This is a genomic window from Atlanticothrix silvestris CENA357 (assembly GCF_016056295.1).
Lineage (GTDB): Bacteria > Cyanobacteriota > Cyanobacteriia > Cyanobacteriales > Nostocaceae > Atlanticothrix > Atlanticothrix silvestris.
Genome location: NZ_JAECZB010000113.1, coordinates 47,023 through 69,898, shown reverse-complemented (window position 1 = coordinate 69,898; position 22,876 = coordinate 47,023). Strand labels below are relative to the sequence as shown.

Below are 22,876 nucleotides of genomic sequence, written 5' to 3'. Positions count from 1 at the left end.
GTTTCATAACTAAGGAAAAATAAAAACATGTATTTAGAGTTGCTCGTCAAACATTTCTTTACAGAAGACAATAACAGCTAATAAGCAGCTAATAAATGCTTTTTTGCTAATTTAGGTTTTAAACAGAGAAAGATTTACGTATTTTCCCAAAGTGGAAAAGAGGAACTTACTGGAACAATCTGTAAGCGTTGATTCCTGTCAGGATAGCAACCACAAGCCAAGTGATAGCTAAGCCTACGACTTCACCTAAAAATAAGCGCGTGAGATCGTGCAAAATACTACCAACAATAGAACCTACGGGTATTGCTATAGCCCAACTTGCCGAACTAACTAAGATCCATTGCCAAGCCCAAGGGAATGGTTGACGAATAGCTAACCATTGAGCAAAGCCAATTCCAAAGCCGCCAATTGAGACATGAATTGCCCCACTCAGGATTCTGGAAGGGAGAAATTGAGTACTGGGTATAACCCAACCGATCGCGCCCATACCCATAGCACTGATCGCAATCCAAGCTAACAGTGTCGATAAAATCCACTTTACAGCAGAAATGGTGTGTCTGAGAATTAAACTTTGAGGAAGTGCAATTGCTAATCCGCCTAGGAATGCTTGTGCTACTCCCATATCTGGTTTTTCACCGATTTCAATTAAGCACAAACTCAGCAAAAAACCGCCACAAGTAGCGACAACCCACAGCAGTGTAAATCTTAATTCAGTTTTAGCAGAGACTAATGACATCAAATTTTCTTGGGTCGTGAAGGTCTAGCAGCTTTGTCTGTAAACATTTCCTGAAAAACGCTGCGCCTCTGTCGGGGTGATTCAGGTGCGATGTAACCCCAGAGACTTTCCCAATAAAAAAAAGAGATGCCAACAAAAGAGCGATCGCGCACTATCTGAACTTGTTCTCTAACTTGGGCAATTTCCACAGGATTTCGCAATGTTCCCGTTGAGATACCTATGGCTACAGGAATTTGAGTACGAGCCAATTCTACTGCTGGTTTTTCCAAATCAGCAATAAAACTGTTTTTATTATTGCGATAAACCTGCAAAATTAATTCATCTACCAAACCTTTTTTTACCCAACTTTCCCAGTCTTGCAGATAATATTTGTAGGCAAAAGCATGAGAATTAGGAGACAAAGAAATTTTGGCTTTGGGTTTCACTGCTTTCACAGCTTGATAGATTTCTGCCATGAAATCAGTAATTTTGTTGGCTCGCCAACGCATCCACTCGGAGTTAAATTGATTACTAGGAGGACTTTTGCCTTGATGTTCTTGCCGATAGAGGTCGATAGTGAAAGGGTCGTAACCAAACTGTACGGGCATCCCAAAATGGTCATCCAATTGAACACCTTCGACATCGTAATTTTTGACGACTTCTACAATCATTCCTAAGATAAATTTTTGAACTTCTGGATGCAAAGGATTCAGCCAAGCTTGCTTATTCGTTGAACCGTTATCAGCTTCTTCCGGTGGAGTTTCTTGGACAGATTTTACACCTTGTTGCCCATTTGTCAGCCAATCAGGATAACGTCTAGCTAATTCTGAATTAGCTGGTGTCATAAAACCATATTCAAACCAGGGAATAACACTTAAACCTTTAGGTTTAGCAAGTTTCACTATCTTTGCTAAAACATCCTGTCCACCATGTATTAATGTCAGAACAGGTTGGGCATCAGAACCTATAACAGATTGGGCTACAGCGCTTTTGTAAAATGTTTCCCCTCGATTCCAAACTACAGGATAAACTGTATTAAAGTTGAGTGCCGAGAGTTGGTTTAAAGCGCGGTCAATTCCCCAAGGTACAAATAGTACACCACTGGCAACATTGGTGAGCCAAACACCACGGATTTCTGTTGTAGTTGGTGGTTTTGTTTGTTGGTCATAATCTGAAAATGAAGGGACTGAAAATGCTACCAAGCATAATATTAAGTCCAAGCAAAGTAAGTAAATAAAACCACTCTTAATCAACGAATTCATGTGTGGATTTGACTTTGTTTCGGAGGACTATTTATAACTACAAGATAAATTAGCATTTATCCGTTTTCTGTAAAGATATCCATCATACAGTTTCAGGTAAATACATCTGTTTTTATTTGAAAAATAATTAATTTTGTGGATTGTAACTCATCTGTGAATATTATTAGTTCTCAATAATCAAATCCAACTTTCTACAGAAAATTCCCTAACTTGACGCATTCTTTGAAAATCACTATCTGATGTAACGAGAATTAATGAATGGCGTAAAGCTGTAGCAGCAATCCACAGGTCATTTTCACCTATGCCAATTTCTTGTAATTTAATTGTTTGGCGTTTACTCTTTTCTTTGGCTGCAAATCTTTTAATAATTTCCGACTTAAAATCTCCGTAAATTTCTGCTGTTTCATTATCAATTGGATAAATATCAATTCGGTTGAGAAATGCACGAATTTTTATGAGATTTGCAGTTTTTTGTTGTGAATTTTGTGCCATGAATCTGAGTTCACCTGCGACAATAGCACTAGTGGCGAGTGTAACCTGACCTAGTTCCCGAAAGTGATTGACAACTTTTGGTTCACCTTCTATCAAAAAAGTGCAATGATTTGTGTCAAGCAAATACATTCTTAAAATTCCAGTGGCATACGAGTATCATGAACAAGCTGAAGACATTCTCTGATATCATCACCTGACCAAGTTCCTGCAAACTCTAGTAAATCTTCAGCTGTAGAACCACGTGAGTTGTTTGTATTTGATTGTTTTGCTGTTGTATGACTTATTTTGATTTCTCGGATGAGATTAAGTACTTCTGTTAACAACTCTGGTGGTAAAGTTTCTATTTCTTGGATTAATAATTCTTTGCTAGTCATTTTTTACCTCTAATCATTCCTTCTTTATGCCTTTCCCCTCTTTGTTTATTTTTCATGTTGAAAAATAATTGTTCTACATCCTCAAGTAATCAATTAAAAATTGCTTATAATTTACGAAATTTTTAATTTTTAATTGCTTCAGTTACCCCTTCTAATTCTTCATCCGTCAACTCATACAACTGGCGCAATTGATTTAACTTTTCCGTATCTGTTTGCCAGAAACCGCGTCCGTGCGCCTCTAACATTCTGCCAACAATATTGCGAAAAGCTTCAGGATTTGCCTTACGTAATTTCTCCGCCATCTCTGCATCTAAGGCATAAGTAGCAGCGGCTTGGTCATATACCCAATCATCTTGAAAATCGGCAGTACCACCCCAACCAATCAACGCCGTCATCCGTTGGGAAATTTCAAACGCACCACCAGAACCTTGATTGGCCATTGCTTGCGCCCATTTGGGATTGACTAACTTAGTACGATACTCCATCCGCAGCAAATCATCCAAATTGCGGGGTGTAGTGTCTTTCGAGAAACTTTCGACAAAACTAGTAGTTACCTTTTTTCCGCCTTGTTTTTCTGCGGCTTTTTTCAACCCACCAGTATTGGCATAATATTCCTGAATATCGGTTAAACCATATTCTACCGAATCGATTTCTTGAACAATGCGATCGCTAGTTTTTAATAATGTATTTAAAACTTCTGGTCTAGCTTGGCCTTTATCTTCTCTACCATAGCTAAACACATTACGACTTTGCCAAGTATTGCCTAACTCTTCACCAGACTCCCAATTACCATCCACAACCTTATCATTCACCAAAGAACCAAAATCACCAGCCGGATTAGAGAACAATCTTGCAGAGACATTTTCTACACCTTCTGCTTTTAAAGCCAAAGCGTGTTTCCGAATAAAATTCTCTTCTTCCGACTCATCAGCATCAGCCGCCCGTTGAAACAAATCATCCAACAATTCAATAATATTGACAAAACTATCCCGGAAAATTCCCGATAAATTACCCAACACATCAATCCGGGGATGTCTTACCTCCGCCAATGGCTTCAACTCATAACGAACAATTCTACCAGTTCCCTCCTTTACAGGTTCAGCCCCCACCAACTCCAAAAGAATCCCTAAAGATTCGCCCTTAGTTTTAATTGCATCCAAACCCCATAACAACACCGCCACAGTTTCCGGATACTTACCACATTCTGCTAAATGCTGGGTAATAATTTTTTGAGCAATTTCCCGTCCTCGTTCATAAGCCGCAGGCGAAGGCATTCGATAAGGATCTAAAGCATGAATATTTCTTCCCGTAGGCAAAACCCCAGCACCATCCCTTAACAAATCACCACCAGGCGCAGGCGGAATATACTCCCCATTCAAACCCCTTAACAAATTCCTTAACTCATCCGTAGATTGCATCAACAAATCTGTAATTAGCCCTTCCTCATCTTGGCGTTCTTGGCATCTTGGCGGTTCGTTTCCTTTCCCCTCCCCTCCAAAATAAGCCTCCAAATACGCAGCTAACTCCTCCTCATTCGGTGCTTCCCCCAAAGTATGCAACCCCGAAGAAAACAACCGATTTTCCAGAACTTGCAAATATTCGTACAACTTCACCAAATAATCATCAAAAGCATGATTACTAAACATCCTGACATTTTCTGGAGTAAAAGAAATGCCCAATCTTTTAGCATCCTCAAAAGGACAATCTGCTTCCAAACCCGTATCTAAAATCTTTTTACAAATACTTTCCTTCAGCACATAATTCTTTTGTGGATCTTCTCGATACTCCGAGATTAAATCTCGCAACGCCACTAATTCTTTATATAAACCCGCACGACCATAGGGCGGTACATTGTGAGAAATTAACACACCATAACCACGACGTTTTGCCAACATCGACTCAGAAGGATTATTTGCCGCATATATATATAAATTAGGCAAATCTCCTAACAAAATATCAGACCAAGAATAACCAGTATTTCCCAAAGGAGATCCAGGCAACCATTCTACAGTGCCATGCATTCCAAAATGAACTACAGCATCAGCAGCTAATTCATTTTGTAGCCATTTGTAAAAAGCTGCATATTGGGGATGGGGAGTTAAATCGCGTTCAAACATTAACCGCATCGGGTCGCCTTGGATTCCCAAAGGTGGTTGTACACCAATCCACACATTTCCTAACTGAATACCACCAATTTGAAATTCATCACCATAAGTTTTAATACCAGTTCCTGTGAGAGATTTCCATTGTTTCTCGACACGGTAAGTTTGGAGATATCCCAACCATTTTTCTAATGTACGGGCGTTAACAGTATTAACCGCCGATGTACGCCGATGTACGCCGATATCCATCTGCGTTAATCCCGGCAGTTGCTTCAAGTCGGCAAAGCCGCCCAACGCACTGCCGCGTTTATCGGCGGTTATAATCTCTTCATCTGCTTCTTTTACCCAGCGAATCAATTCTTCGCCATCATCAGGTAAGTCTCCTACGGTGTAGCCTTGGTCTTTGAGTGCGTGCAGAAACTTCAAAAGACTGCGTGGTACATTCAATAACGCAGCCGTCCCTACAGCACCATAACCAGGAGGGAACCCATACAAAATAATGGCAATTTTGCGTTCCGATGCAGGTTTTTGTCGCAAAGCCACCCAACTTTTTACCCTATTAATTAATCGCTGTACTCGTTCGGGAACCAGATAAATTTTTTCCCCAACTAAACCACCAAGGGGAATGGTATCAATTGCCCCATCTAATTCTGGTAACGCATACAACACTACACTTTGTAATCCGCCGATACCTTGGCGTGTCCACGAGTAAATATCTTGAATTAATAGTGGTGCAGCAACTATGTAGGGTACATTCTTCGCAGTCAGGATACGCTTTGCTACCTCTATCTGTCGTCCTGCTTCCATCGAACCAGCCGGGCCACCGACGAGAGGAAAACCAATTGTGGAAACGATCGCATCCACCTTCACTGCTTCACTAGATAGTGAGGGAGTCTCAATGTTACCTATTTGTCGTTGCTGAATTTCGTAGTCTGTTGTCATCCAATCTCGTACCGCTACATGTCCTTCGACACCGTTGATGAAAATTGGCAAAGGTATCAAACCCGCTGCTTCAAAACGGCGAATCATTTGGGGAATGTAAGGTTGTTTGGTGATGACATGTTTACGGTATAGGAGAATCCCAACAATGGGTTTTGTAGAGACGCGATTAATCGCGTCTCTACAAGAGGTTTGATGCCATTCTAGGTATTTGCGAGGCGATTCAAAAAAACCTTGATAATCGGGATGCAGTAATCCTATATTTGGGGTTTCCACTGGTGGGGGAATATCGCCAACTTTTAACCCCAGGTATTTTTCTGCCAGTATCCAGAATAATGAAGCGACGTTTTCTGAACCGCCAGCATTCCAATAACCATAGATAATTAACCAGTTGCGTAAGTCTTGGACTTTTTGGACTGGGACAAATTTTAGTAGTTTAGGGCCGATTTTTAAGAAACTAATATAACCAGCAAGTTTATCTTCTTCTCGTCCGTTGCTAAATTTATCGAGGATGAATTTAACTGGTTTGGGCATTCCTTTGGGTTTATCGCCAATGGCAAAGTCACCCAGTTTAGTTAAACTCATCAATTCCAAAGCTGACTCAAACACGAGGCGGATGGGAGTTTGGGCAATGCGATCGCGCAACCACACAACTTGGTCATAATCAAATAGTAAGCTACCAAAAAACACGTCAGCGTCTTTGAGTGCTGCTTCTACTTCCTGGCGGTTGGTGGTAATATTGCGATCGCTAAATACCCGAATATCTAAATCAGGACAGCGAGAATTAGCCAACTCGGCTGCTTTTCGATACAAGTCAGCGTTAAACGATTCAAAGCCAGCAATCAAGACGATGCGTTTCATGCACGTAAGCTACGAAGTATTTCTTTACCTAGATCTTAAACGTGCTTTTGGTTTGATGGCTGAATATTTATCTTGGCAATTTGGCAACTTTTATAATTTTCGGCTTGGTATGGTGAGATTCGCGAATGTCTTTATGCGACAATACCGACTTGCAGAATCCCTCGGCTTGCTACCGGGGGTCTTTTTTTGGCCATAAGTGATAAGTGTTCGTAGTCAGGGTGAGTAAAAATGTTAATCAATTAAATGCTTCTTTAAACTCCTTACTCTGTGTCACGGACACTTTGACGGCAGTTGCTACAAGTCGGGGAACCCGCCCAACGCACTGCCTCCTCAAGTCGGGAAACCCGCCCACGCAAGTGTCCCCTCTGGGTCTCTGTGGTTAAATAAATTAATTTTAAACCGCAGAGTCGCTGAGGGCGCTGAGGAAAAGCAAGAGATTTTATTATGAGTCACCTAAAAAAAGTGGTTCTGTAAATAACAGAACCACTTCAACTTTTGCACAAATTTTATAACCTAGCGAGCTGCACCTTGAGCAGGAACAGCATCAATCGGTTTCATCAAGTACAGCCGTAGAAGTTGCCAGCCGTGAGATGCATAAATTGGTAGCTTTTGGAAGAATTGCAGGAATTTGGGAGTGTTGGAGTTAGCGATCGCACTCAATTTTTCGTTATTCTGGATACAAATATCCAACCGCTGATAAAATTCTGGATTATCTACATCCAACATCAGTGGGAAGACTCTGCCTGCGGTTTCATTTGTCTTCTTGATTACATGAATGTCGTACTCTCGTGCATCTAATCCAAGACAGGCATAAAAGTCTTTGCGTTGGATGTCATTGAGATACATTGTGGCAAATACTGACAACAAAAAGAAGCGACTCCACAGTCTAGCTTTCCAATCATTCAGCATTTGTGGTTGGGATTTCATGATCGCATCAAAGAAATCTCCGTGACGATTTTCATCCTGACACCAGTTCTCAAAGAACCGGAAAATTGGATAAACTCTGTCTTCAGGATGTGCTTCTAGATGACGATAAATGGTGATATACCGCCAATAACCAATCTTTTCAGAAAGATAAGTAGCGTAGAAGATAAATTTTGGTTTAAAGAAGGTATAGCTGCGACTCTTGGTCAAAAACCCTAAATCTAGGGAGAGATTGAAGTCTGACAGCGCTTTGTTCAAAAAGCCAGCATGACGGGCTTCATCCCGTGACATCAAGTTGAAGCACTCTGCCACAAGGGGGCTTTTGTCTTTTAAACGGCGGCCGAGTTCTTTGTACAACAAAAACCCTGAGAATTCTGCTGTACAAGAGCGTTCTAGAAATTCTACGAATAATTTGCGAGTTTCCCCATCAATATGATCCCAAGATTGTTCAAACTCGGCATCTCGAACAAAGTGATGGCGGTTGTAGTCAACACGAAACTCTTCTAGGATGGCTATTAGCTCGTCTTCGTTGACGGAAATGTCCATCCGCGCCATTTCATCAAAATCGGTAGTATAAAACCGGGGTGTTAATAGGGTTTCTCGTGCCGGGACTTTAATTCCTGGCCGTATTTCTTCAAAGCCTGGTTTTTTGAGGGAATCTACCATGTCTTAATTGCTCTTTTGTCTTTATTATTATCTTGAGTACATCAGAAAGCCAAAGGTAATGCTCTCACAAGGCGCAGCAGACGGCAATAATTGATTTGTATAAAGTTCAGTCTACCAAGGCGCAGGTTGGAAACTAGTAGCTAAAACGTTAAGAGTTGCAACAATACTTCCAAGTTTCCGAAATTGAAAATTGCAAATTGGTAGTCAGCTAAAGTCAAAAAGATACGCCATGTTTCTATTCTCTGGCTTGAAAGCATGAGATTAACTTCATTGAAACAAATCAGTCCAGGAAAACCATCTTACACAATAAGAGCAAATCCAAAGGGTTGAAAAAAAGATGAATCTTGAAAATAATCAGCACAAAGACCGTCTTCTTATCTCTTATATATTATGTGCAGTCGGTTTTTTTGGCTTAGGAGGACTACACCGTTTATATAATGGCAAAATCGGGACAGGCTTATTGTGGCTGTGTACAGGTGGTTTGTTGTACATCGGACAAATTGTCGATCTAGTAATTATGCCTGGGATGGTCGAGGAATATGAAAACAACCTGAGAATAAAAGCTGGTTTATCTCCCTTTGGTGTACCGCAGAATCAATTCGCTGTGGCTTCTCAAGTCCATCGCCCAACAGGGAATCAACTCATGGTTGAACTGATTGATGCAGCAGAAAAAAAAGGTGGTACTCTGACTGTGACTCAAGGGGTGAAAGCAACAAAAGCTAGCTTTGCGGAAGTGGAAACTGCACTCAAGGAAATGCTGAAATCAGGTTATGTCAAAATAGATAACGACCCCATTACTGGAGCCGTCACCTACCACTTCCACGAACTTAACTAATTTCTACTTAGCCACTTTTGACCATTCAAACGCTGTAGCTGGAGGTGTTGGTTTACTCTGCGGTCAAGCTATCTAATGTAGGCGTGTCTTAAACACCAGTTGCTACAAACAGTCGCCTCAAGTTGGGTATTGTCTTGAAGCTACGCAAATGATTGTAGCTTCAAGGAAGAAGAGCGATCGCTAAATTTTTTGTAATCGAGGATAATCATTCACCATGACCGAATTACTCGAACAAGCCATTATCAAACTCAAAAGCTTACCAGCTAGTCAACAAGATGCTATGGCTACGATGATTTTAGAAGAACTGGAAGATGAACAGCGATGGGATGAAGCTTTTTCCCGTTCTCCAGATACACTCGCTCTACTAGCAGCCCAAGCAATGGTTGAATATCGCGCAGGTAAAACTCAACAGTTAGACCCAGACACATTGTGAATTCTCGCATCACTTCTCAGTTTCGCCAAACTTTTGGTAGTTTACCTGAAAATGTTCGAGAGCAAACCTGCGAAGCATATCGCCAATTTAAACAAGACTCAAACCATCCCAGTTTACGTTTTAAAAAAGTACATCCAGAATTACCTATTTATTCTGCTAGAGTCAGCAAAAGCTATCGAGCAGTTGGACAGTTAGAGGGAGATACAGTTATTTGGTTTTGGGTAGGGTCGCATACAGAGTATAATAGGCTACTATCTCAGTTGTAATAACGACCCCATTCCTGGAGCCGTCATTTACTGATTGGACGAACTTAACTAATTTCTACCCAGCCACTTTTGACCATTCAAACGCTGGAGTAAACCAAATACCAGTAAGTCAAGGGTAATTTTGCGCTCATCAATGAGGAATGACTCTAGAGTGCTAGGTCTTTTGCCTTCATTACAAGAAAAGCCCTTTTTGCCAGAAATATCTTCATCAGGGAAATAGACATTAAACTGACGCAAACCATTTTGCCAACTACCTATTACTTGCCAGCATTCTTCGGCTGATCCTAAGCCAGCAACAGGAAGTTTCTGCTTGGCAAAAGATAGCTGTAAATCTTGTACCCCTTGCTCTTTGATCGCTTTTTCCAATGCTGGCAAATAATCTTGCTGCACAAACTCTACAAACGGCTTATCTTCAACAGCGGGGGGTTTCTCTTTTTTGGCTGCTTTAGCTGCGGCTGGTTTTTCTCCTGCTGGTGCAGCTTTAGCAGCTGCTGCGGGTTTTTCTTGTTTAGCAGCATTGGGGTTAGCTTTCGGGTTTGCTGCTTTGGGATCTGGCGTGTTGGCAGTAGGGATATCTGTTGCTACTGATTCGTCAGTACTAGGAGCGTTTTCTTCGGCGACAGTGGGGGCCTGTTTGTCAACAGTGCTGGGAGCCACCTCTCCCGCTTGATTATGATTGGTTGGGTCTGCCATTGCTCAGGTCAATCCTTTATCTAGCTTTCAGAGCGATCGCTCACCTTGAGGTAGTAAGTTATCTTCATTTTGACATAGGAGAGCTTAGCTATAGCTAGTGAAGTCCTAATTAGGATATTCGTGAGAAACAAATGGGACTTCTACTATTTCACCTTCGGTTTCTCCTACTTTAACTTTCAAACCAACGCCACCAGCTTTGCTACGAATATAACCCAATCCAAAGTAACCATCGGCAGTTTCAGTGTAGCTGGTAAGTTTGCCAACTTTTTCATCTCCAAGAGCGATCGCACTTCCTATTTCAGCGGGAGCATTGAGGCGAATACCCCAGAGGTATTGCTTTACACCTTTATATGTGCTTAATCTAGCAATAGTTTCTTGCCCGATGTAGCAACCTTTAGTAAAAGAAATAGTTTGCCATAGACCAACTTCTAGAGGATTGTAATCGTCTGTAAGTTCCAAATCTGGGGCTGGACGACCTTGTAATATGCGTAATGTATCCCAAGCGCGATCGCTCAATTCTAGCGCCCCTAATTCTAAAATTTGGTTCCACACCTGCTGTTTTTGCGAAACTGGCAAAATCAGGGTATATCCCATAGAAGCTAAGCCGCTACCCACTGCAACTATTAGCCCCTCATTGATTGACAAATGATTACCGTAGGGTTGACCGATAATTGCTCCAGCACCTAGCTTTTCTACTACAGCATCACTTCCTGGCCCAATCAAGCTGAAGGTTGCGGTTTCGTTGGTAACATCTGCTAATTGCACCTTGTCAGCAAAGAAAATATAACGATCCAGCCATTGCATCAAAAACTCACAACGATTAGGTGAAACCAGCAGTAATACTGCATCGTCGAGAATATAGGCTGTGACTAAATCAATTGTACGGGCTGTGGATGTCACCATGACAGTATCACAGCCCTGTCCTGGTTTGAGGCTCTGGAAGTCATTAGTACTTTGGTTGTGTAAAAACCGAATCCGGTCATCTTTAGAAACACGGATTCGTCCCCAGAATGAGCGATCGCATATAGCAACCCCTTCTCTGGCTGCTTGGATGGCTGCTGCGTCTTTAGCGTCAATTCCAGATGTTGGCATGGTGATGAGGAGTTGCTGTGTTTCAATGTTTTCGCATGAAAAATCTTAGCAAATAAGGGTTTGCAGCTTCAATGACCTAGGGGTGAGATATCGCACGCATCCTTGGCTTAGAGCTAAAGTTTTCTCGCTTGACAATAATCAGTCCTTTGTAGAGACGGCGATTTATCGCGTCTGGTGTCTTAAACAAGACGAGTAATTTATTGAGAGTTTTTATTATTAAATTTTCCAGCTAAAGTAATCAGACGTAAATATAAAGTCATAAATAATTCTATAACTATTGCCAAATAACCGTAATTAAAATTCAAAACAACCAAAAATTTATTTCCGTTGATAGTAATTTATCGTAATCCAAAAATCTACCTACTTGACATAAGTTCTATTTTATTTTACTGTTTTGTTGCGAATCTATTTCATCTGATAAGCAACAACTACTTTTTATAGGGGCAGTAGATGGAAATCAGCAAACTGTTTAGCGGTGTGGGGTTATCCTCTAGTCGCTACTGAGCTTTATTATGGTGGCGATCGCCTTGACGATTAAACAGTTACATTTTGGATATCGCATCATTCACCGTCAACAATTTGTCATAAAAGAGGTGTTGAATCTTTAATGCTTGGATAATTTCATTAAGGCTTGACAAACTACAAAAAAAACGATGATTTTTGTTTCTCTCTACCAGATACAGCAGATATATGAACGCAGATTAACAATTGATGTGATCTTAAAGATTATTATAAATATCAGTTTTTTCACCTTCACAATAAGGAACTAACTAGCCTCTACTGACCATAGAGGATTAATTTGAATTTACTTTTTTAAGGTCTGGGACAACAGCAATAATATTTTACTTCTTAGCTTTCGTGGGACGTGGTGATTGTTAATCTGCAACCGTAAGCAATGACTAAAAAAGAATGCAATGAAAAAACAACTGTCAGCCAAAAACTTGTCTTTGGGATACGATAATGTGTCTATTATCAATGATCTGCATGTAACCATACCAAGCGGAAAAATTACTGTTTTGGTTGGCTCTAACGGCTGCGGTAAATCTACACTACTACGGGGTTTGGCAAGATTAATCAAGCCACGAACAGGTAAGGTTTATTTGGACAGTAAATCTTTAAACAAACTATCAGCACAAGAAGTAGCAAAAGAACTAGGAATCCTCACTCAAGGCCCTGTAGCACCGGAGGGTTTAACCGTCAAAGATTTAGTGGCTTTTGGTCGCTATCCTTACCAAAGTTGGTTGCAACAATGGTCAAAAGAGGATGAGCAGATTGTAGAAGAAGCGCTAGAAATTACGGGAATGATCAACCTGGCAGACCGAGTCTTAGACACCCTCTCTGGTGGACAGCGACAACGGGCTTGGGTGGCAATGGCGCTGGCACAGGATACAGAGATTTTGCTGTTGGATGAACCTACCACTTTTTTGGATTTAGCACACCAAGTAGAGTTATTAGATTTGCTCTACGAGTTGAATTGCACTAAGGGGCGGACAATTGTCATGGTTCTGCATGACTTGAACCAAGCTTGTAGATATGCTGATTACCTGTTGATGGTACGAGAAGGTAGGATTTTTGCTCAAGGTGAGCCAGCAGAAGTGATGACAGAAGAAATGGTGCGGGAAGTTTTTAATTTGGAATGCCGCATTGTTCGTGATCCCTTAGTCGGTACACCAATGTGTGTTCCTTCTTGCCACAAGTCGAAATTGCATTTGAGCAAGAGCAGTCTTTAATCTTTTACTACAACCACATACAATGTTTTTTGCTGCTAAAAGTCAGTCTTGGGGCTGGAACAAAACATCACAAAGATTTTTACCTTTTATACTCAGTATAATCTTGACTTTGGTTGTGGGCAGCCAAAGTTTTAGTTCTGCACCTAAAAATACCGAAATCCTTTGGGACACTTATGGCATTCCCCATATTTACGGTAATAACGTCCAAGGTACTTTTCATGCTTTTGGTTGGGCGCAGATGCAAAGTCATGCTAACTTGCTATTGCGCCTTTACGGTCAAGCACGGGGACGCGCTGCCGAGTATTGGGGAGAGGATTATTTAGATTCAGACAAATGGGTACTGACAATGGGTGTACCCAAACGAGCCAGCACTTGGTATAAAAAGCAGAGTTCTGCTTTTCGTGTTTATCTCCAAGCTTTTGCATCTGGAATTAATACTTATGCCAAAGAGCATCCCGATCTAATTGACGATGAAGTAAAAGTAGTGTTACCTGTAACGCCAGAAGATGTACTTGCTCACTTGCAGCGGGTACTGCTTTTTACTTTTGTAGTTAATCAAGGGAGTGTTGCAGATATTCCCCATTCAGCGTCTCCAGCTGCTTCTAATGGTTGGGCGATCACACCAAAACGATCTGCTAGTAAGAAAGCCATGCTATTGGCCAATCCTCACTTGCCTTGGGGAGATTTATTTTTGTGGTATGAAGCTCAAATAACTGCTCCTGGGATTGATGCTTATGGGGCAACGCTGGTAGGTATTCCGGTGTTAGCGATCGCCTTCAATGATAATTTAGGTTGGACTCATACTGTCAATACTCATGATGGTTGGGATGCCTACAAACTGAAATTGCAAAAAGGCGGCTATCTTTTTGATGGCAAAGTTCAGCCATTTAACACAACAACCTCTTTATTAAAGGTGAAGCAGAAAAATGGCAAGTTACGCGAGCAAATATTCTCAGTTAAAAGTTCTGTTCACGGCCCTATAATCACCGAGAAAGAAGGTAATGCCGTAGCATTGCGTGTTGTTGGTGAAGATAGACCAAATGTATTAGAACAATGGTGGGATATGGCACGCGCCACAAACCTTACCCAATTTCAGAAGGTAGTGCAACGCTTGCAACTCCCCATGTTTACTGTGATTTATGCTGACCGTGAGGGGCATGTTATGCACCTGTTCAATGGTATGGTTCCTATACGCAAAGAAGGAGATTTTGCATACTGGCAAAACCTGATTCCTGGCGAAACATCTAAAACTTTGTGGACTAAGATTCACCCTTACCAAGATTTACCAAAAGTCATTGATCCCCCCAGTGGCTGGGTGCAAAATGCCAATGATCCACCTTGGACAGCTACTTTTCCAACTGCTATCAAAGCAGATGATTATCCTGCCTACATGGCACCACGGGGGCCGATGGACTTTCGGGCGCAGCGTTCCGTCAGGATGTTAGATGAAGATGAAAGTATTTCCTTTGAGGAAATGATTGCTTATAAGCATTCTACTCAGATGGAACTGGCAGATAGGATTCTTGATGATTTGATTTTGGTTGCTCAACAGCAAAAAGATGAATTAACACATCGCGCCGCCGAAGTTTTAGCATCTTGGGATCGTAAAGCCGATGCAAATAGCCGAGGTGCTGTACTATTTAGTACTTGGGTTGAGGATCTAGACTTAGATACGTTATTTAAAAACCCTTGGAATGAAAAATCACCACGCACAACACCAAATGGTTTGGCTGATCCTGAAAATGCAGTTAAAAAATTGGCAGATGCAGCAAAAAAACTAACAAAAGCTTATGGAACCATAGATGTAGCCTGGGGTGATGTTTTCCGATTGCAGTCTGTTAATTTAGACTTACCTGCTAACGGTGGCGATGAAGATAAAGGCATTTTCCGCGTAGTTGATTTTGCCCCAGCAGGTGATGGACGCTTTCAAGCAGTTAGTGGTGACTCTTACGTTGCTGCTGTGGAGTTTTCCCAGCCAGTAAAAGCAATGGCTCTCACCAGTTACGGTAATGCTACTCAACCTAATTCACCCCATGTTGGAGATCAGCTGCAACTATTTGCTCGCAAGCAGTTGCGTCCGGTTTGGCGAACTCGACAAGAAATTACAGTTCACTTAGAAGAACGCAAAGTATTTGATCAGTAGCGGACTGTCCCATTAATTTTAATAGGTTCGTAGTAAGCACTTAAGTGCTTAAAAACACAGGACTAAAGTTCTGATTACGAACTTATTATCCCCTCATAATTTATATTGTGATGAAGACAACCATATCAAATTTTAACTCTTGGATAATTTGCCCTAAACCTAATCCTCAAACAGCTTTGCGTTTGTTTTGCTTTCCTTATGCGGGTGGTAGTTCTCTTATTTATCGCACTTGGCCAGACTCTCTACCAACAAATGTAGAAGTTTGTGCAATCGAACTTCCTGGTCGAGGTAGGCAAATTAATTTACCGCCCTTTAATAAAATACAGCCGCTTGTAGATGCGATCGCATCTCACATTCAACCATATTTAGACAAACCATTCGCCTTTTTTGGCCACAGTATGGGTGGTTTAGTCAGCTTTGAATTAGCCCGTCTACTCCGCAACAAATATAGTATTAGCCCAGTTCACTTATTTGTATCTGGTCGTCGCGCCCCCCAGATTCCCAATTCAAAACCACCAATTCATAATCTTCCTGAACCTGCTTTTATCGAGGAACTGCGCCATCTCAACGGTACACCAAAAACAGTATTAGAAAATGCAGAACTGATGCAACTATTTCTGCCAATACTCAGGGCTGATTTTGCAGTTTTGGAAACTTACGTTTATATTCCTGAATCACTTCTAGAATGTCCCATCACTGCTTTTGGCGGATTAAAAGATTTAGAAGTGAGTTGTAATGAACTACAAGCATGGCAAAATCAGACAAAGGGCGCTTTTTCTTTACATACGTTTCCCGGCGACCACTTTTTCCTACATTCTGACCAAAATTTGGTACTGGAAAACTTGGCTAAATATTTGCAATATCAATTGCCAGCATAATTTTCATATTTCAAGAAACTACTAAAAAAATCTGAATGAGCGACGGACTTAGCAAAAACTCTATTACTAATTCTAAATCATTGACTAACGCCCCAATTTTATCAGTACAAGGCTTAGGTAGAAAAATCCAAAATCAATGGTTGTGGCAAAATTTAAATTTTGAACTTCTACCGGGAGAACGCGTGGCTGTAGTTGGTGCTTCTGGTTCTGGTAAAAGTCAGTTACTCAGAGCGATCGCTAGTCTTGATCCGATACAAGCAGGATACATCTTTTTTCAAGGAAAACCTATCGATTCTTGCTATACACCACACTATCGCTCTCAAGTTATCTATCTCCACCAGCGCCCTGCACTTTGGGAAGGAACTGTAGAAGATAATCTCCAGCAAATTTACCGTTTAGCAATTCATCGCCAGCAAGTTTACACTCGTAAGGTAATTCTCAATTATTTACAACTTTTACATAAACCTGCTGATTTTTTACAACGTTCTGTGAGCGTAATTTCCGGTGGTGAAGCTCAGATTGTGGCTTTTTTGCGTGCTTTACAACTATCACCTTTAGTGTTGCTACTCGATGAACCTACCGCCTCATTAGATACCGCCACAGCCAATTGTTTAGAAACTTTGGTTGCAGCTTGGCAACAAGAAGAACCCCAACGAGCATATCTTTGGACAAGTCACGATTCTGCACAATTGCAGCGCATTACAAATCGTCAAATTAACTTGAAAATTTACGAATAATGACAGCTAGTTATATTTCTATTAGTTACGCCCAACTCGCTTTAGCAGCTTTATTTATTCTCATTAATATAGGCCTTTCTTTTGCTTTAAAGTTAGGGCTAGGTCAAAGCCTTTTGATCGCTTCAGTACGCATGGTAGTGCAATTGCTGCTTGTAGGATACTTATTGCAATGGGTGTTTACTCTTCGTAATCCAGTATTAATTATACTTGTGGCTCTAGCTATGACTATTATGGCGGGTATATCAAGTGTCAACCGGACTCGCCGACGATTTGGCAGTATTTACTGGAATAATTTTTTCTCTCTATTGTGTGGTTCATTTATAGTTACAGGCTTCACTGTCAGGGGGATTATTCAAGTACATCCTTGGTATGACCCCCAGTATCTGATTCCTTTGTTGGGGATGATTTTGGGTAATGCTCTGACGGGTACTTCTCTGGCGTTAGAGCGTTTTATGGAGGATTTGACTAATCGCCGAGAACAAATAGAAGCATTATTGACTTTAGGAGCAACTCGTTGGGAAGCTGCACATCAACCGATTAGAGAAGCATTAAGAATTGGGATGATTCCGACTATTAACTCAATGATGGTGATGGGGTTGGTTAGTCTACCAGGAATGATGACTGGTCAAATTTTGGCTGGTGCTAGTCCTGTAGATGCTATTCGCTACCAAATTGTAATTATTTTTGCTCAAGCATCAGGAACTGCGATCGCCACAATAGGAGTTGTAATGCTGGCATTTTTAGCACTATTTAATCAAAAACATCAGTTGACAGATGCTTTATCTAAGCAAGGCTAGGCATCATGTTGGTAACAAATCTGCACAAATATTACCAGCTTTACAACTATTTAACACAAAACACTAACAAAACCAGCAGTTTGTGTCGATTCATCTACACCAGTAATCATTGCCATTCATAAACAAATTTCATTCTTGGACTGACTCAGCCGTCTTTAACTTCAGAGAAGCATTGGTGGTTTTTTCCACGAATTGCTGTGCTGCATCAATTAAATAATCGTAATAGGTACGAGCAACAATAGACAACTGTTTGCCAGCTGGGTGAACTACGTACCACATTCGCTTAATGGGAAACTGTTGTACATCTAGAATGGTGAACTCTGAAGCATCTGTTAATAAAGTATGACGCGATAAAATAGAAATTCCTAAGCCGCCGGCGATCGCTTGCTTAATCGCTTCATTGCTTCCTAATTCTAACTTCACTTTCACCTTTATCCCCTCTTCATCTAAGAGCTTTTGGACGGTGCGACGTGTTCCTGAACCCGGTTCTCGCATAATAAAAGGTTCCTGAGCCAAACGTTCGATGGGGATATTTTTCTCATGAGCTAGAGGATGATAAGCAGGTGCAATCACTACTAAAGGATTGTCTAAAAATGGCTGATAACTTACATCTAAATGTTCTGGAACTTGACTCATAATATACAAGTCATCCAGATTACCGAGCATTCGTTCTAAAATACGCTCATGGTTTGTTACTTGTAGCGAAATCTCAATGCCTGGGTAAAGTTGACAAAATGGCCCTAACAAACGTGGTATAAAATACTTTGCTGTTGTAATTGCTGCCAAGCGTAATTGTCCTTGTTTTAACCCTTTTAGATCTGCTACTTTCATTTCAAACTGGGCCATAGTCTCAAAAATTTGCCGACAAGTAGCAAATAATTCCCGACCTGCTTCTGTCAGATACAAGCGCTTTCCTACTTGCTCAAATAATGGCAAACCTACCGATTTTGTAAGTTGCTTAATCTGCATAGAAACAGTAGGCTGGGTCAAAAATAATTCCTCAGCAGCACGAGTGAAACTACTGTGTCGTGCTGCCGCCTCGAACACCTTTAGCTGGTGTAGCGTAGCCTGGTTCAAGGTTAATTCTCCTCTTAATAGCGATTCATCGATATAAAACTAGTATCACTAAATACTTGCTAATAATGTTGTATTGCTCATACAAAGTTATGAGTTTAAGTATAGATAGAAATCTATCATCGCTATTAAAAGAAAGTTCTTTTATTTATGGAAGCAAGAAGTTATGATCAAAACAACAAGCAAAGCGTAAGATGCCTTCCAGTCAATAGATGAATGCTGAATATTGAACCATAATGAAAATTGCCTACAATTGATCATTCATGATTCCTCATTCATCATTCATCGTTCCATAATTCTTCAGCAATTTTTGCAGGTAGCTGAGCTAAATCTGGTAACTCTAATACTTCTCGTTCAGCAATTTGTCCCTTATCTGGTAACTCTAATACTTCTAATTCGGCAACTTGTTCTTTGATGTTGATTGGCAAATTTAAAGGTTGGCGTTCTTCTATCCAACAACTTGCTATAGGCAGGGTTAGTTCCAATTCATCTAATGGTCGAGGAATCACCATTACTGAGTTCAATTCCCCGATTCGTTCTGCTTCATACATACCAGCTTCTACTGCTACCGCAACATTAGCCACGGAACCACGAATAATGGCTGTACATAAACCAGCACCAATTTTTTCATAAGCTGCTAGCTGCACATCAGCGGCTTTGAGCATGGCATCACAAGCGCCTACCATTGCCGGAAATCCCCGTGTTTCCACTAAACCAATGGCTAAATTGCTCAGGCGGCTGTAACTACCCTCCTCCATAAATTTGCTGAGACGGTTAGTAATTGGCAGCACTATGTCGAGGTTCGGATAAGGTCTAGGAATTACTAAGCTAGAAATCAATTGCCCAAACTGTTCAGCAGTTTGCACACCAGATTCAACAGCCAAGCGGACATCAGCAATTCCACCACGGACAATTGCAGTACAATGACCACTGCCAATTTTTTCATATCCTACGAGGTGAACCCCAGCTGATTTCAACATCATATCCGCCGTACCAACGATCGCAGGAAAACTGGCAGTAGATACTAAACCCAAAGCAGTGTCTTTGAAGTCGTCTTGACGACGCGATGACTGAACTGTGTTAAGAGGACGTTGATTATATGTTTCCATGTGAATTTTCCCAAGATACTCACGAAACCGACAACTTACAATTAACACTTACTCAGACTGATCGTCAGAGATTTGATTATTTAAGGATTGCCTATGGGGAAATAATGTGGTCAATAGCCTGTTTATACTTCCTTGTCCATAAATTTGATTGCCGAAATTGTTGGGTGATTCTGTAGGAGGTTCGTTGGATTCGGAGTTTTGCAAACTGGGGTTTGTGGACGCTTCTTCTGTAGCACCGCTACTATTAGCACTTGACTCTACAGGAGGAGACTGGCTTTGCGAATTGGGCGATGAGTTAGCAGAATGAAAAAATCGTTGTTTAAATTCTAGAAAAGCCGATGCTGAGAGGTTAGTTGAGGAAACTACCTTATCCTCATTTTCTTCTGCACTATTGTCCTGTTGCTTCTGCTTCTCGACATTGTTAGAAACAGCATTATCTGGGGACGGTTCTAGTTGTGTTTGGTCATCTATCTTCCTACTGGTGTCTCCTAAAAGTGAACCAGGTGGAATTACTACTCCCGGTGCAACCGAATAGTTAAGAACTGTTGTTGCTGAACCAATACAAGCATTTGTGCCAATTTTACCTTTGCCAACCATCAAAAAACCGGCTCCCAAGTTCGCTCCTGCTTCTACCTCTAAGGTTCCTGTATCAACTTGGAGAATTGAACCCATACCAATACATACCCCTGGGCCGATGACTATCTTGCTGTTAACAGCCGCTTGGAGTATCACTCCAGGTGCCAGTACTGCACTCGGATGAATAATCACCTCGCCACTAATATAAGAATCAAAATTGTTGCTGAGGCGCAGTGGCGGCACAGACATGGAAATTTTAACCTCGGAAGCCGGAAAAAATATTGAGTGGGGAGTGGTAAGTGGTGAGTAATGAAAACAAAATTGCTTACTTCCTAACGCCACTTTTTCCACTTGAGAGAAGACCGGACTGCTCACCGCAGTGCTTCCTCTTTAATTCCCTGATTTTAAGGACGCTGGATAATTGTTTCTAATACCCGGCGCTTGGCTTTGGGGTCAATACCAATTAGGCGCACATATTCTCCTTGATATTCGGCCAAGTATGATTCCAAGGCAGCGATCGCTTCTCTGTCAGATCTAGCTTCAATTTGACCACAGCTAGACCAGGAACCTGTACGGAACCGTCGCCCATCTACGTGTTCGGCACTAATCTTATACCCGCCAGCTAATAAGCCACGGAGTTGGTCTACTACTTCAGAACTTAAGCGTGTATTGGTAGCTGTAGCCGTTGCTGTTGCATTAGCAGAGCTTGTACTACTAAATGATTTCTTCTGGCTGCTAGATGGAGCTGCTTGACCATTGGGTCGTTGGATAATGCTTTCTAATACGCGCCGTTTAGCTTTGGTATCAATACCAATCAAGCGTACATACTCGCCTTGATGATTAGTTATACAGTCTTCTAAGGCAGCAATCACTTCATTTGCCGAACTAGAGTTAATTGGCTCACAACTTTGCCAAGAACCAGTACGGAAGCGGCGCTCATCTACATGTTCTGTGCCTATTTTGTAACCACCTGCTAAAAGCTGGCGGATTTGATCTACGGTTTCAGTACTAAGGGCACCGCTAGCAGAACTATGGCCATTACCATTACCATTACCATTGCTGTGATAGCTGCTATTACCATTACTACTAGCAGGAGCTTTAAAGCTAGCAGCAGTACTAACTACACCATCTGGTCGCTGAATAATGGTTTCTAACACGCGCCGTCTACCATTATCAATACCAAATAGACGGACGTACTCGCCGCTATGATCTCTTAGACAGCTTTCTAAAGCTGCGATCGCTTCTCCCATTGATCTAGGTTCAATTGGCTGACAACTAGTCCAAGAGCCGGTACGGAACCGTCTTTGATCCACATGTTCCGTACCAATCTTGTACCCTTGATTTAATAAATAGCGCACCTGCTCTATTGTTTCTGCACCCAAACTGTTGCTCGACACTTTACTACTCCTTTCTAGCTCTAAAACAGTAATACCATTACCTGTATAAGATTTAGCATTCTCATCCCGAATGGGTGCAATACACTTGCTATCCGCAGCACAGCGATAACCAGTTCGTAGTGCCTGATTAATCCCTACGACATGATGAGCAAATTCTTCATCTTGATCTTGCACATCTGGCAAGCGATCGGCTTGTTGCTGGTTGGTAATTATTGAACCCGAAGGTACATACTTACCTGGGGGAATTTCTACATCTTGAATTAAAGCGTGCATCATCACGATGCAACCTGCACCCACCCTGGCATTAAATACTGTAGAACGAAAGCCAATGAAGGAATTTTCCCCAACATAAGCTGGCCCATGAATCAGCGCCATGTGGGTAATGGAAGCATTTTCGCCAATCCATACCGAGTATTTGTTTTGGTCGTCGCCAATTACTCGACCCTGTTCCAATCCATGAATTACAACACCATCTTGAATATTGGTGTTTTCCCCAATATAAAAAGGCGTGCCTTCATCAGCTCTAATCGAAGTCCCTGGAGCAATGATGACATTTGCACCTACATATACATCTCCAATAATGTTGGAAAACGGATGTACAAAGGTGCTTTCATGGATTTTTGGCTCAGCTAAATTCCTTGACCACGGGGTTGGGGGTGCCGCCGTGCTGCGGACTGCCATAGCAAAATTCCTCCTCTATTGTTAGTTGTCAGTTGTTAGTTGTGAGGCAGTGCGCTGGGCATGTTCCCCGACTTGTTCGCGTAGCGTCTCCCCGAGTGAG

20 protein-coding genes are annotated in these 22,876 nt (G+C 41.5%); 8 read left to right on the top strand and 12 right to left on the bottom strand.

Annotated features, from left to right (window positions below; genetic code table 11):
- Positions 1–166 precede the first annotated feature (166 nt).
- The 6 genes from I8751_RS29230 to acsF form a co-directional block, all read right to left on the bottom strand.
- Positions 167–736 carry a hypothetical protein gene (locus I8751_RS29230; RefSeq protein ID WP_214442570.1) on the bottom strand — a complete coding sequence of 190 codons (570 nt, stop codon included), beginning with the start codon at positions 734–736 and terminating at the stop codon, positions 167–169.
- A complete protein-coding gene (locus I8751_RS29225; protein ID WP_214442569.1) occupies positions 736–1,977 on the bottom strand; it encodes a glycoside hydrolase family 10 protein in 1,242 nt (413 codons plus the stop codon). The genes I8751_RS29230 and I8751_RS29225 overlap by 1 nt, the downstream gene beginning before the upstream one ends.
- A 177-nt stretch (positions 1,978–2,154) precedes the next feature.
- Positions 2,155–2,598, bottom strand: coding sequence for a type II toxin-antitoxin system VapC family toxin (locus tag I8751_RS29220; RefSeq protein WP_214442568.1), 444 nt, complete (start codon positions 2,596–2,598; stop codon positions 2,155–2,157).
- A 2-nt stretch (positions 2,599–2,600) separates the two neighbouring features.
- Positions 2,601–2,843, bottom strand: coding sequence for a DUF2281 domain-containing protein (locus I8751_RS29215; RefSeq protein WP_214442567.1), 243 nt, complete (start codon positions 2,841–2,843; stop codon positions 2,601–2,603).
- 122 nt (positions 2,844–2,965) lie between these two features.
- Positions 2,966–6,745, bottom strand: coding sequence for a magnesium chelatase subunit H (gene bchH, locus I8751_RS29210; RefSeq protein WP_214442566.1), 3,780 nt, complete (start codon positions 6,743–6,745; stop codon positions 2,966–2,968).
- Positions 6,746–7,258: 513 nt separating this feature from the next.
- Positions 7,259–8,335 carry a magnesium-protoporphyrin IX monomethyl ester (oxidative) cyclase gene (gene acsF, locus I8751_RS29205; protein WP_214442565.1) on the bottom strand — a complete coding sequence of 359 codons (1,077 nt, stop codon included), beginning with the start codon at positions 8,333–8,335 and terminating at the stop codon, positions 7,259–7,261.
- Positions 8,336–8,672: 337 nt separating this feature from the next.
- On the opposite strand from acsF, the gene I8751_RS29200 reads away from it, so the two are divergent.
- From I8751_RS29200 to I8751_RS29190, 3 genes are all read left to right on the top strand, one after another.
- Positions 8,673–9,170: a TM2 domain-containing protein gene (locus I8751_RS29200; protein WP_214442564.1), complete on the top strand. Its 498-nt coding sequence runs from the start codon at positions 8,673–8,675 to the stop codon at positions 9,168–9,170.
- Positions 9,171–9,384: 214 nt separating this feature from the next.
- Positions 9,385–9,603, top strand: a complete 219-nt coding sequence (locus tag I8751_RS29195; protein WP_214442563.1) for a hypothetical protein — start codon at positions 9,385–9,387, stop codon at positions 9,601–9,603.
- Positions 9,600–9,869 (top strand): ParE family toxin-like protein, encoded by a 270-nt coding sequence (locus tag I8751_RS29190; protein ID WP_214442562.1) that lies wholly within the window; start codon positions 9,600–9,602, stop codon positions 9,867–9,869. The genes I8751_RS29195 and I8751_RS29190 overlap by 4 nt, the downstream gene beginning before the upstream one ends.
- A gap of 48 nt (positions 9,870–9,917) precedes the next feature.
- Here I8751_RS29190 and I8751_RS29185 read toward each other — a convergent pair whose 3' ends face one another.
- Both I8751_RS29185 and ygfZ read right to left on the bottom strand, forming a co-directional pair.
- Positions 9,918–10,562: a DUF2996 domain-containing protein gene (locus I8751_RS29185; protein WP_214442561.1), complete on the bottom strand. Its 645-nt coding sequence runs from the start codon at positions 10,560–10,562 to the stop codon at positions 9,918–9,920.
- 105 nt (positions 10,563–10,667) lie between these two features.
- Positions 10,668–11,654: a CAF17-like 4Fe-4S cluster assembly/insertion protein YgfZ gene (gene ygfZ, locus I8751_RS29180; RefSeq protein WP_214442560.1), complete on the bottom strand. Its 987-nt coding sequence runs from the start codon at positions 11,652–11,654 to the stop codon at positions 10,668–10,670.
- Positions 11,655–12,568: 914 nt separating this feature from the next.
- Between ygfZ and I8751_RS29175 the strand changes: the two genes are divergently transcribed.
- The 5 genes from I8751_RS29175 to I8751_RS29155 all read left to right on the top strand — a co-directional run bounded on the left by I8751_RS29175 (position 12,569) and on the right by I8751_RS29155 (position 17,939).
- Positions 12,569–13,384, top strand: coding sequence for an ABC transporter ATP-binding protein (locus tag I8751_RS29175; RefSeq protein ID WP_214442559.1), 816 nt, complete (start codon positions 12,569–12,571; stop codon positions 13,382–13,384).
- Between the two features lie 22 nt (positions 13,385–13,406).
- Positions 13,407–15,527: an acylase gene (locus I8751_RS29170; RefSeq protein WP_214442558.1), complete on the top strand. Its 2,121-nt coding sequence runs from the start codon at positions 13,407–13,409 to the stop codon at positions 15,525–15,527.
- 110 nt (positions 15,528–15,637) lie between these two features.
- Complete coding sequence (locus tag I8751_RS29165) at positions 15,638–16,405, top strand: thioesterase II family protein (RefSeq protein ID WP_214442557.1); 768 nt, start codon at positions 15,638–15,640, stop codon at positions 16,403–16,405.
- 35 nt (positions 16,406–16,440) lie between these two features.
- The gene (locus I8751_RS29160) at positions 16,441–17,142 is read left to right on the top strand and encodes an ABC transporter ATP-binding protein (protein WP_214442556.1); all 702 of its coding nucleotides are present in this window, start codon (positions 16,441–16,443) and stop codon (positions 17,140–17,142) included.
- A complete protein-coding gene (locus tag I8751_RS29155) occupies positions 17,142–17,939 on the top strand; it encodes an ABC transporter permease (protein WP_214442555.1) in 798 nt (265 codons plus the stop codon). The genes I8751_RS29160 and I8751_RS29155 overlap by 1 nt, the downstream gene beginning before the upstream one ends.
- 129 nt (positions 17,940–18,068) lie before the next feature.
- On the opposite strand, the gene I8751_RS29150 is transcribed toward I8751_RS29155, so the two are convergent.
- The 4 genes from I8751_RS29150 to I8751_RS29135 form a co-directional block, all read right to left on the bottom strand.
- Complete coding sequence (locus I8751_RS29150; protein WP_214442554.1) at positions 18,069–19,016, bottom strand: LysR family transcriptional regulator; 948 nt, start codon at positions 19,014–19,016, stop codon at positions 18,069–18,071.
- Positions 19,017–19,291: 275 nt separating this feature from the next.
- Positions 19,292–20,122, bottom strand: a complete 831-nt coding sequence (locus I8751_RS29145) for a BMC domain-containing protein (protein ID WP_214442553.1) — start codon at positions 20,120–20,122, stop codon at positions 19,292–19,294.
- 48 nt (positions 20,123–20,170) lie between these two features.
- Positions 20,171–20,947 carry an LbetaH domain-containing protein gene (locus I8751_RS29140; RefSeq protein ID WP_214442597.1) on the bottom strand — a complete coding sequence of 259 codons (777 nt, stop codon included), beginning with the start codon at positions 20,945–20,947 and terminating at the stop codon, positions 20,171–20,173.
- A 155-nt stretch (positions 20,948–21,102) separates the two neighbouring features.
- Positions 21,103–22,776: a ribulose bisphosphate carboxylase small subunit gene (locus I8751_RS29135; protein WP_214442552.1), complete on the bottom strand. Its 1,674-nt coding sequence runs from the start codon at positions 22,774–22,776 to the stop codon at positions 21,103–21,105.
- Positions 22,777–22,876: the final 100 nt, after the last annotated feature.

Bases quoted from the DNA above. Each gene is read 5' to 3' on its own strand.
- I8751_RS29230 (WP_214442570.1), bottom strand. From the start codon at position 736: ATGTCATTAGTCTCTGCTAAAACTGAATTAAGATTTACACTGCTGTGG.
- I8751_RS29225 (WP_214442569.1), bottom strand. From the start codon at position 1,977: ATGAATTCGTTGATTAAGAGTGGTTTTATTTACTTACTTTGCTTGGAC.
- I8751_RS29220 (WP_214442568.1), bottom strand. From the start codon at position 2,598: ATGTATTTGCTTGACACAAATCATTGCACTTTTTTGATAGAAGGTGAA.
- I8751_RS29215 (WP_214442567.1), bottom strand. From the start codon at position 2,843: ATGACTAGCAAAGAATTATTAATCCAAGAAATAGAAACTTTACCACCA.
- bchH (WP_214442566.1), bottom strand. From the start codon at position 6,745: ATGAAACGCATCGTCTTGATTGCTGGCTTTGAATCGTTTAACGCTGAC.
- acsF (WP_214442565.1), bottom strand. From the start codon at position 8,335: ATGGTAGATTCCCTCAAAAAACCAGGCTTTGAAGAAATACGGCCAGGA.
- I8751_RS29200 (WP_214442564.1), top strand. From the start codon at position 8,673: ATGAATCTTGAAAATAATCAGCACAAAGACCGTCTTCTTATCTCTTAT.
- I8751_RS29195 (WP_214442563.1), top strand. From the start codon at position 9,385: ATGACCGAATTACTCGAACAAGCCATTATCAAACTCAAAAGCTTACCA.
- I8751_RS29185 (WP_214442561.1), bottom strand. From the start codon at position 10,562: ATGGCAGACCCAACCAATCATAATCAAGCGGGAGAGGTGGCTCCCAGC.
- ygfZ (WP_214442560.1), bottom strand. From the start codon at position 11,654: ATGCCAACATCTGGAATTGACGCTAAAGACGCAGCAGCCATCCAAGCA.
- I8751_RS29175 (WP_214442559.1), top strand. From the start codon at position 12,569: ATGAAAAAACAACTGTCAGCCAAAAACTTGTCTTTGGGATACGATAAT.
- I8751_RS29170 (WP_214442558.1), top strand. From the start codon at position 13,407: ATGTTTTTTGCTGCTAAAAGTCAGTCTTGGGGCTGGAACAAAACATCA.
- I8751_RS29165 (WP_214442557.1), top strand. From the start codon at position 15,638: ATGAAGACAACCATATCAAATTTTAACTCTTGGATAATTTGCCCTAAA.
- I8751_RS29160 (WP_214442556.1), top strand. From the start codon at position 16,441: ATGAGCGACGGACTTAGCAAAAACTCTATTACTAATTCTAAATCATTG.
- I8751_RS29155 (WP_214442555.1), top strand. From the start codon at position 17,142: ATGACAGCTAGTTATATTTCTATTAGTTACGCCCAACTCGCTTTAGCA.
- I8751_RS29145 (WP_214442553.1), bottom strand. From the start codon at position 20,122: ATGGAAACATATAATCAACGTCCTCTTAACACAGTTCAGTCATCGCGT.
- I8751_RS29140 (WP_214442597.1), bottom strand. From the start codon at position 20,947: ATGTCTGTGCCGCCACTGCGCCTCAGCAACAATTTTGATTCTTATATT.
- I8751_RS29135 (WP_214442552.1), bottom strand. From the start codon at position 22,776: ATGGCAGTCCGCAGCACGGCGGCACCCCCAACCCCGTGGTCAAGGAAT.